Below are 261 nucleotides of genomic sequence, written 5' to 3' on the forward strand. Positions count from 1 at the left end.
GCAGAAATGCTGATTAACTTCTTTAAGTTTGTCGCCACCGAAACGCGTGAGTGGCTTGCTGCATTGGGTGTGCGTAGCATGGAGGAGTTGGTCGGACGTACAGACTTGCTTGATGTGCTAGAGGGTAATACCGATAAGCAGCGTCATTTAGATTTGTCGCCGCTGTTATTTAGCCATCCAGCCAGTAGCGGCAAAGCGCAGACTTGTCAGGTAGAACGTAATGAGCCGTTTGATAAAGGCTTGCTTGCGGAGCAAATGATT

1 protein-coding gene is annotated in these 261 nt (G+C 48.7%); it reads left to right on the top strand.

From position 1 onward, the window contains the following. On the top strand, nt 1–261 hold a 261-nt coding region (locus tag AAEY83_RS16235; protein ID WP_351060670.1), incomplete at both ends, for a hypothetical protein.

The sequence above is a fragment of the Psychrobacter sp. TB20-MNA-CIBAN-0197 genome (assembly GCF_040309765.1).
Classification (GTDB): Bacteria; Pseudomonadota; Gammaproteobacteria; order Pseudomonadales; family Moraxellaceae; genus Psychrobacter; species Psychrobacter submarinus.